This is a genomic window from Clostridium sp. AF34-13 (assembly GCF_003477845.1).
Classification (GTDB): domain Bacteria; phylum Bacillota; class Clostridia; order Lachnospirales; family Lachnospiraceae; genus Butyribacter; species Butyribacter intestini.
In genome coordinates this window covers 1-9,129 of sequence record NZ_QUEB01000029.1, presented here as the reverse complement: position 1 = coordinate 9,129, position 9,129 = coordinate 1, and the positions used below count along the sequence as shown (strand labels likewise).

The following is a 9,129-nucleotide window of genomic DNA, read 5'->3' as shown; positions in this document are numbered from 1 at the left end:
ATTAACCAAGTAGTCTTGTTTGACTACATCATTATTATACTAGGAGGAATGATTTATGAGTCAGAAATTTGGAATTGATGTGAGTCACTGGCAGGGAGATTTCAATTTTGCCAGGGCAAAGAGTAACGAAGGTGTAGAATTTGCTATCCTAAAAGCTGGTGGCGGTGACGCAGGGCTTTATAAGGACAGCAAGTTTGAAGCTAATTATGAGAAGTGTGAAGATTGTGGCCTTCCAAAAGGCGCGTACTTCTATGGTAATGCAAAGAGTGTAGCAGAAGCAAAGAAAGAGGCAGAGTATTTTATTTCAATCCTTAGTGGAAAGAAATATGAATACCCTGTCTTTTATGATGTTGAGGGTAAGATGATCACAGACAATGACCGAGCAACTCTTACAGAGATTGTGAAAGCATTTTGTTCTACTATGGAAGCAGCAGGTTATTGGGTAGGTATTTATTCATCGGAATCATTTTTTAACAGTGAAATGAATGACGGTGAGCTTACCAGGTATAGCCATTGGGTTGCGCGATGGGGAAAGAGTAAGCCAGCTCCTTCCAGTGGTGCAGAAACACAGATGTGGCAGTTTGGCGGTGAAACTAATCTGCTTCGTAGTAATAAAATCAATGGTCAAACCTGCGATCAGGATTATTGCTATGTGGATTATCCTACTAAGATTAAAGCGGCAGGACTCAATGGCTATACAAAAAGCCAGGCATCAGAACCAGCGCCTGCAAAGAAAACTGCAGTAGAGATTGCAGATGAGGTCATTGCAGGTAAGTGGGGAAATGGTGAGGAGAGAAAGCAGCGTCTCACAGAAGCCGGATACAATTATGCTGAGATCCAGGATATTGTGAATGGCAAATGTGGAGTGACACCAAAGAAGTCTGTCGACGAACTTGCAAGAGAGGTCATTGCAGGCAAGTGGGAAAACGGATCTGAGCGTAAGAGTAGACTCTTAGCAGAGGGGTATGATTACGGTGCGGTTCAGAAGCGAGTAAACGAAATGTTATCATAAGTTTGGGCCTGGGAGGAGTAATCCTTCCGGGTTCTTTTTTTGTATTTTACCAGTTCGGTCATACCGATAATTATACCCTTGAAACCGCTAAATTGCTTGACTTATAGCGGAACAAGAGCGTTAATAGGACTACCAAAAAGGAAGGAGAATTCGCATGAAACTTAGGAAAATAGAATCTTTAAAACCTAAGCAAAAAAAGCTAAGAGTATGTGCTTATGCAAGGGTATCAACGGACAGCTTAAAGCAAGGCGAGTCCTTTGAAAACCAGGTAAGCACCTATGAGCGCGTGATTAAAAGCAATCCGGAATATGAATTCGTTTCTGTTTATGCGGACCAGGGAATGACCGGTAGAAGCGAGAACAGACCAGAGTTTCAAAGAATGATTGCAGATTGCAAGGCTGGAAAGATAGACCTTATTATTACAAAATCGATTTCCAGATTTGCCAGAAATACCACCACAGTTCTTAAGTACACAAGAGAGCTGAAAGAAATCGGCGTCGGCGTGCTTTTTGAGGAAAACAATATTAACACACTTTCCTCGGAAGGAGAGCTGATGATGACGGTGCTTGCTTCCTTCGCACAGGAGGAAAGCCGCAGCATAAGTGAGAATAATAAATGGACTTTGAAAAAGAAGTTCGAACGTGGAGAGGGAATGGTAAATACAGCCCGCTTCATGGGATACGACAAGGATGAGACAGGGGACCTGGTAATCAATAAAGAAGAAGCCAAGGTTGTAAGACTAATATTTAAGATGTACCTTTTAGGCATTGGGTGTCATAGAATTGCTAAGGCATTAAATGAGGAAGGGGTACCGACGATAGCAGAAAGTTCTTGGCACGCAAGTACCATTAAGGGAATGCTTACCAATGAAAAATGCAAAGGGGATTTCCATATCCAGAAAACTTACATTCCGGAAGGAACACACCAATCCGTAAAGAATAATGGACAGGTGCAAAGTTACTATGTAACAGAAGATCACCCGGCCATTATTAGCGCAGAAGAATGGCAGCAGGTTCAGGAGCTTATGGAATATCACAGAAAGCAGAGAAACATTGGCAAAGGTGAAAAATACCAGAAACGATATCCAATGAGTGGAATGTTGGTGTGTCCATATTGCGGAAAGAGCCTGCGAAGAAGATATGTTTACAATCGAAAAGTCGAGTGGTTATGCGCCACTTATATTCATAAAGGGAAAGAGGCCTGTAAGGGTATCCGGATAAGGGATACAGAACTTACAGGTCTTTCTTTTTCGGAACCAATGGTAGTAGAGGAGGTAATGATAAATGGCGAGAAGCATTACGGTTATACCAGCAAAAGAGCCTACGATGCTGGTGAACGGGCAGCAGATAGAATTGAAAAAGAAAGTAGCAGCGTACTGCCGCGTGTCAACGGACCAAGAAGAACAGTTATCAAGTTATGAGAACCAGGTGCGATACTATACGGAAATCATAACAAGAAATCCTGATTACGAGTTGGTGGACATTTACGCAGATGAAGGCATCTCCGGTACCAACACCAAAAAGCGTGATGATTTTAACAGAATGATCGAGGATTGCAGAGCTGGGAAGATCGACCTTATTATTACAAAGTCCATTTCCAGATTTGCAAGAAATACCCTGGATTGCTTGAATTATGTAAGAGAGCTAAAGGAACTGGGCGTGGGGATTCGATTCGAAAAAGAAAATATCGACACCTTGGATGCTAAAGGAGAGGTTTTGCTAACAATATTATCTTCTTTAGCACAAGATGAAAGTCGAAGTATTTCTGAAAATAGTACTTGGGGAATACGAAGGCGCTTTGAAAAGGGTGAACACAAGATGAGCACCAAACGTTTTTTAGGATATGATTGTGATGAGAATGGAAAGCTCATTGTAAACAAGACTCAGGCAAAGATCGTGGTAAGACTTTATGAGGAATATTTATCCGGAAAAACAGTTGACTATATCGCCAGAATTTTCAAAAAAGAGAGGGTAAAAAGTTGGGATGGAAAATGCAACTGGCAGGCAAGCACTCTGGACTCCATGCTTCGAAATGAGAAGTATATGGGTGATGCTATTTTGCAGAAAAGCTATACTGCAGATTTTCTATCTAAGAAGCGTGTAATGAATGATGGTACAATTCCAAAGTATTATATTGAAGGAGAGCACGAGCCGATCATAGATGTAAATACCTGGAACGCGGTGCAGCAGGAATTGGCACGTAGAAAGAAATACTGTGAAGATCATTTTACGAATAATTACGCGGTGATGCCTGACAAAAATCCATTTTCAGGGAAGGTGGTATGTGGAAAGTGTAATAACCTTTATTCCAGGGTATCGTATACAACAAGAGCTGGAACTAAGATGAAAAAGTGGCGCTGTGGCTCTACCAATAAGAATTCTGGACATCGAGTTTGCACTTGTCCATATATTATGGAGAGTGCTTTGGAAAAAATATGTGTAATGACCTGGAATGCCATTGTGGAGTCAATCGGAGATTATGAAACACTATGGAACATTAATATTGAGTCAGGGAATGAGCTGTTAGCATATAAAACAAGACTTATGAAGATGCGAGCCCAGGAGGGCAGTATCAAGGAATGTAAGCCAGATTTACTGCAGGAGGTAGTTGACCACATTACTGTATTCGAGAATGGGGACCTCAGAATTTTGTACTACGATGGCACAGAATTTGAAGTAGCAACACATTGAGCAAAATGACTTGACAATAGAATGTACAAGAGTTTTACTAGCACCAACCTAACAAGGAGGTGCTAGTATTGCTTACAGAATTTGAGAAAGAAAAAATCGAATTGATGCGTGAATTTGGCCTGAGATATGATGAGATTGCCAAACGGTTAGGAGTTACTAAAAATCAGGTGCGCTATTATTGTAAGAAGATAGGCTGTCTGCTTAGGGTAGATGAGATGCCAAACAAAAGGTGTGCATATTGCAGGAAAAAGATAACAGCTGATAGGTATGTTCCAAATAAGAAATTCTGTAATCGATCTTGTAGGAAAAAATATGTAATTCAAAGCAGAGGCTACTCGTATGAATGGGTGTGGTGTAAATGCCAGTATTGTGGTAAAGATTTTCAGGGGTGGGATTATAGAAAATTTTGTAGCAGAGTTTGTGCACAACTTTCCAGGGAAAAACCAAAGAAAGAAAAATCGAAGCGATCAACTTTAATTAAACCAGAATCAGAGTGGAAAATTAAGAGTGTGAGAAAAGATGTATAGTGAGCATATAGCTAGACTTTGAACTTGCAACAGAACAGGAGGAAGAACGACTGCAGGATGTACTAGATTTTTTATCACAAGCGTATCAGGTAGAGGTACGAGAGCCTTAACGAATTATCGAAATCAGCAAGGCGGACCAAATACGAAATGAGTGCAGTTCATAACGCCGATTTTCATTCAGATATTGAGAAGATTGACGAGCTTCAGGAGAACATAGTGAAGGATATGTTGGAGTTAGTAGGGGCAAAAGAACAGATTATGGAGGTTATTGGTAAAGTTGAAAATAAAGAAATGCTGGCTTTGCTGGAATTACGATTCCTTTGCTATGAGTCCGGGGAAGAAATAGCAGACTTGTTGGGGTATAGTGTTGACAATGTTTTTTAGAAGCGAAGAAAGACATTAGAGCAAATTAAATTATAGGGAAAAAAACGGTAGGTGAATCGTTGCGATTTGCTTACCGGCTTTTTGCGTTATAGGGATTGCTGTGGGGTAATGTGGGTTGCTTGGCTTTTGCAAGATTGATTTTGTTCGCGATTGGGTATATAATATTGACAACGAGTATAGGTTGTTTTCCGATATGTTTTGGAGGAAGAAGATGGAATACATTTCAATAAAACAAGCATCAGAAAAATGGGGAATTACGAAGAGAAGGATCCAGGTTTTGTGTGCTGAAGGAAGAATTGAAGGTGCAACTAAAATTGGTTCATTTTGGGCGATTCCTTCGGAGGCTGTGAAGCCAAGCGATATGAGAATTAAAAGCGGAAAATATGTAAAAGAGAAGGAGTAACGCATGTTTAATCCAGGATTAGAGATAGGGCAGATTTTGAAAAATGCTGATATTGTAGAAAAATTCAAGTGTGGAAATATGGGTGGTATGAGACGTTCCAAAACCACAAATACGCTTGTTATTGTATCAGACTATACAAAAGGAATTTACCATGACAAATGGATAGGTGGAGTTCTTCATTATACAGGAATGGGTAAGTCAGGAGACCAGGATATAAGATGGTCCCAGAATGCGACGCTTGCGGATTCTGATTTTAATGGAGTCGATGTACATTTGTTTGAGGTTATAGATGCTGGAGAGTATATTTACTGCGGAAGAATTGAACTTGTTGATAAACCATATACTGATATGCAGCCTGGTGAGGATGGAAATGACAGAAAGGTATGGATGTTTCCAATTAGACCAGTGCCGGACAACGATGTGAAAAAGCCTCCAATGTTTGTGTTCAAAGATATTGAAGATTATAAGAGCAGAGGCAAAAATGTTGATTCGGAATATGCAAAGTTCTTAGAAGAAAACAAGAAGAAAAAAGTGAAGAATAGTAGTGCTGTAATTCCGGTGCAGGTGAGCAAACCAGAACCAAAGAAAATAGTGAATGCGCCTGATGATATTGAGGCAAAAACAGTAAATCATAAAAAGTATGGAGTTGGGCTTATAAAAAAGGTGGAAGGACCAAATATTGTTATTACCTTCAAGAGTGTTGGTGAGAAGACGCTAAACTATGAGGTTTGCATGAAAAATAAACTGCTGGAGATTTTGTAGATGAAAACAATAAGAGTAGTAGCAGTTATCAAGAATGAAAATAAGATATTTGCTACAGCTAGAGGATATGGTGAGTTTAAAGGTCAGTGGGAGTTCCCGGGCGGTAAGATAGAGGCCGGGGAAACGCCACAGGAAGCCCTTGTCCGCGAGATAAAAGAAGAACTTGAGACAACAATCCAAGTAGGTGATTTAATCGACACCATTGAGTATGATTATCCAACATTCCATTTGTCGATGGATTGTTATTGGTGTGATGTTGTTGAAGGAGAGCTTAAGTTGTTAGAGGCAGAATCGGCCAGGTGGTTATCGAAAGAAGAATTATATGATGTAAAGTGGCTTCCAGCAGATATCTTACTGATTGAAAAGATTATGAAGAATCTTTAGGAGAAAAGTATGGGATTATTTGATGTGGATGAAGAAAAGTTATAAGCCCTATATCACAGAGCATGGCATGAAGCAGGCATGAGTTTTGTAGATCCAAGAAAGTATCCTTATTTGAATAAGGAACTTATCCAGTATGCTAGGGAGAATAATTGCTCTTTTGATGAAACTTGGAGAATTGCAAAGGTTGGTATGTAAAATGGATATAGTTAGTTTACTTGAAGAATTTGCCGACTTAATCAGAAACGAAGAAGTCGAGGTATATAACGAGTTTAGCTTGCAGCATGAATTAGGAATTTTTCTGCGTGCAAAGCTAACCGGAAATAAAGTGCAGTTTGAAAGAAATACTAAGTTCTTTGGAATAACTGGTACAGTGAAGCATGAGATAGATATTGTTATTTATAATGAGAATGAGAAATATGCGATTGAATTAAAGTATCCACTGAATGGACAGTATCCGGAACAGATGTATTCCTTCATTAAAGATATAAAGTTTATGGAACAACTCAAAGAGGCGGGATTCGATGGAGCATACTGTATGACACTTGTGCGGGATAAGAATTTCTATTCTGGGAATAAGGTTGATGGAGTGTATTCATATTTTAGAAATGGAAATACAATCCATGGGACTATTATAAAGCCAACTGGTAAAAAGGATGAAAGTATAGATGTTCATGGAGAGTATCAGGTTGAGTGGAAATCCATAAACAACTGGAAATATTATATTGTGGATATGTGATGTGCATTAAGAAAAGAGGCGGGTTTTTATAGAAACAATTGAACTGAGGAAAGATATCAATAAGTTATTAAAGAAGGCGAGAGAAAATGCAAAACCGGATAAATGTATCCTATGTGGAAAAACACAAACAAGTTTTTGTAATTCGCATTCTATTCCACACATGATCTTAAAAACAATAGCATGTGAAGGAAAAGTTTTAGAACCATGGATGTTAATGGATGAAATTGATGTGGTAGATTTAGAATCGGGAATAAAAAAGTCTGGAACTTTCCATTTTATATGCAGAGAATGTGATGCTTTATATTTTCAAGACTATGAAAATAAAGAGGCATTGCTTAATGATCCAACAGATAAAATGCTTGCAGAAATTGCATTAAAAAGTATGTTACAAATGCTATCGAAAAGAAATGAGGAAATAGCTCTTTTTGATATTTTTCAAAAAAGGTCAGGTGCGATAATAAACAAAGAACTGTTAGATGAAGATAAGTTATTAGATATAAATGATTATATGTTTGATATGGATGTTTACAAACGAATTATCCAAAATAATGAAAAAGGTGGGTTTAAAATTGTATTTTGGGAGAAATTACCTTACGTTACTCCAATAGCTGTTCAGACGCCAATTACACTATATAAGGATATCGAAGGGACTGTGATTAACGATATCTATAATCCGGATCCAAATCTTCATATGCAAACAATGTACATGTGTGTATTCCCTATTGAACATGAAACGGTAGTTGGAGTATTTTATCATAAGAAGGATAGAAATTATAGAAGCTTTCTACATCAGATGAATTGTATATCTGCGAGTAAGAAGCTGCAATATATAAATTATTTGATTTTTGCGAATACTGAGAACTATTATTTTTCAAAAACGATAGAAGATATTGTCAGGGATAATGAAAAATTAAAATTATTGGGACAGGAGAATAATGGGGATCCGCATTTAGGAATGCTTAGACCATTAGAACAGTTACTGGAATATAAGCAGATCAAACCAGATGAAATTCCTAATTTTTTAATGCCGGAGTACAAGATAAATAGTTAGACAGAAGTATAGTTGAAAATTTTGGGTGTTAAAAGTTGAGTTTTTTAATAAGGGTGTTAATTTGTAAGAAAGTACAGGTGTCCGCGCATGATAATGCGGTGTTAGCTCACCCCGCACGTGGAGACGGTAGTTCTTTTGTCCCAACAAAAACCAGATGACACGATAGAGATCGACTTAGACTTAGATGAGCTGGATGCAACCAGTGCAGAGACGAAAGCGACCTATCAGGAAATCAAAGATTATGTGCTGAAAGAATTTGGATTTAAGGTTTCAAATTTATATATTTCTCAAATCAAAAGGAAATGTGGAATCGAAGTAGGAGAGAACTATAATCTGCCAAAGACAGAAAATCCAAAAGTGCCACAGTGTCCGAAAGAGAAAGAAGATGCTATCAAGGCTGCCCTGAAATATTTTGCGATGATCTAAGGATATCGCTGATTTCAAGGAGGAATAACACATGAAAAGCACATTTGAAAAAATGGGTGGAACCTACACACTGGGAGCAGATGGAATTTACTATCCGAACCTTGTTAGTACAGATGAAGAACCGCATTATGGGAAATATGGGATGTTACGGAGAACATATCTGAAAGAGCATCGTCCGACAATGTATTCTCTGTATATGTTGGAAGACAGGCTGACAGCACATCTGAATGCTGTGGATGATGAAGAACAGGAAAGAATGGATGTTCTGGTGCGTCAGATGATGGAGAAGCAAGGCATTACAGAGGATTTAAAAGCTCGTGATCAGATGGTGTGGGTTGGAGTTGTAAATAACATCCGGAATGCAGCAGAAGAGATTGTGTTAAAAGAATTAGTGTATATTTAAGGTAATGGAAAGATCCTTCGGGAGCTTTTGGGTATAATCAATGGTTTTGAGGGTTTGCCGAACTAATTGAGGGTCAGTCGTGAAGGACTGGTCCTTTTTGAATGCCAGTTTTTGAGAGTTTGCTGCTAGAATACACAAAGGTGTAGCATCTATACCAAAACTATTTGCAGATTTTTGTATGATTGACTCGACTTATTATTTATTTGTAGTATAATGAGAGCATAAAAATTATAAGGAGTCATGGTCGTGGGTAGAGGGAATGATGCAATACCAACATGGAGTGGGTTTAATTATCAAGGAAAAATTGTTGTGCTAAACTATAGTTGTAACAGCTCGACCTAATAAGATATA

The 9,129-nt window shown here is 38.5% G+C and carries 12 protein-coding genes; all 12 read left to right on the top strand.

Annotated elements, in window-relative coordinates; translation table 11 throughout:
• Positions 1–55 precede the first annotated feature (55 nt).
• The 12 genes from DWZ63_RS16070 (at position 56) to DWZ63_RS15205 (ending at position 8,778) form a co-directional block, all read left to right on the top strand.
• Positions 56–1,012: a GH25 family lysozyme gene (locus DWZ63_RS16070; RefSeq protein WP_118500339.1), complete on the top strand. Its 957-nt coding sequence runs from the start codon at positions 56–58 to the stop codon at positions 1,010–1,012.
• A gap of 154 nt (positions 1,013–1,166) precedes the next feature.
• Positions 1,167–2,432 carry a recombinase family protein gene (locus DWZ63_RS15255; RefSeq protein ID WP_055941550.1) on the top strand — a complete coding sequence of 422 codons (1,266 nt, stop codon included), beginning with the start codon at positions 1,167–1,169 and terminating at the stop codon, positions 2,430–2,432.
• Positions 2,338–3,702 carry a recombinase family protein gene (locus DWZ63_RS15250; protein WP_207664402.1) on the top strand — a complete coding sequence of 455 codons (1,365 nt, stop codon included), beginning with the start codon at positions 2,338–2,340 and terminating at the stop codon, positions 3,700–3,702. The genes DWZ63_RS15255 and DWZ63_RS15250 overlap by 95 nt, the downstream gene beginning before the upstream one ends.
• Positions 3,703–3,770: 68 nt before the next feature.
• On the top strand, positions 3,771–4,229 hold the full coding sequence (locus tag DWZ63_RS15245; protein ID WP_055941554.1) for a sigma-70 region 4 domain-containing protein: 459 nt from the start codon (positions 3,771–3,773) through the stop codon (positions 4,227–4,229).
• Positions 4,230–4,376: 147 nt separating this feature from the next.
• Positions 4,377–4,613 carry a hypothetical protein gene (locus tag DWZ63_RS15240; protein ID WP_055941556.1) on the top strand — a complete coding sequence of 79 codons (237 nt, stop codon included), beginning with the start codon at positions 4,377–4,379 and terminating at the stop codon, positions 4,611–4,613.
• Between the two features lie 211 nt (positions 4,614–4,824).
• A complete protein-coding gene (locus tag DWZ63_RS15235) occupies positions 4,825–5,016 on the top strand; it encodes a DNA-binding protein (protein ID WP_055941559.1) in 192 nt (63 codons plus the stop codon).
• A 3-nt stretch (positions 5,017–5,019) separates the two neighbouring features.
• Positions 5,020–5,778 carry a hypothetical protein gene (locus tag DWZ63_RS15230; RefSeq protein WP_055941561.1) on the top strand — a complete coding sequence of 253 codons (759 nt, stop codon included), beginning with the start codon at positions 5,020–5,022 and terminating at the stop codon, positions 5,776–5,778.
• Positions 5,779–6,162, top strand: coding sequence for an 8-oxo-dGTP diphosphatase MutT (gene mutT, locus DWZ63_RS15225; RefSeq protein WP_055941563.1), 384 nt, complete (start codon positions 5,779–5,781; stop codon positions 6,160–6,162). It begins immediately after the preceding gene.
• A 196-nt stretch (positions 6,163–6,358) separates the two neighbouring features.
• Positions 6,359–6,898 (top strand): hypothetical protein, encoded by a 540-nt coding sequence (locus DWZ63_RS15220; protein ID WP_055941566.1) that lies wholly within the window; start codon positions 6,359–6,361, stop codon positions 6,896–6,898.
• Between the two features lie 214 nt (positions 6,899–7,112).
• Positions 7,113–7,949, top strand: a complete 837-nt coding sequence (locus DWZ63_RS15215; RefSeq protein ID WP_118500337.1) for a hypothetical protein — start codon at positions 7,113–7,115, stop codon at positions 7,947–7,949.
• Between the two features lie 135 nt (positions 7,950–8,084).
• Positions 8,085–8,375: a hypothetical protein gene (locus tag DWZ63_RS15210; protein WP_055941569.1), complete on the top strand. Its 291-nt coding sequence runs from the start codon at positions 8,085–8,087 to the stop codon at positions 8,373–8,375.
• 31 nt (positions 8,376–8,406) lie between these two features.
• Entirely contained in the window at positions 8,407–8,778 is a 372-nt protein-coding gene (locus tag DWZ63_RS15205) for a TnpV protein (protein ID WP_055941570.1), read from the top strand.
• Positions 8,779–9,129: the final 351 nt, after the last annotated feature.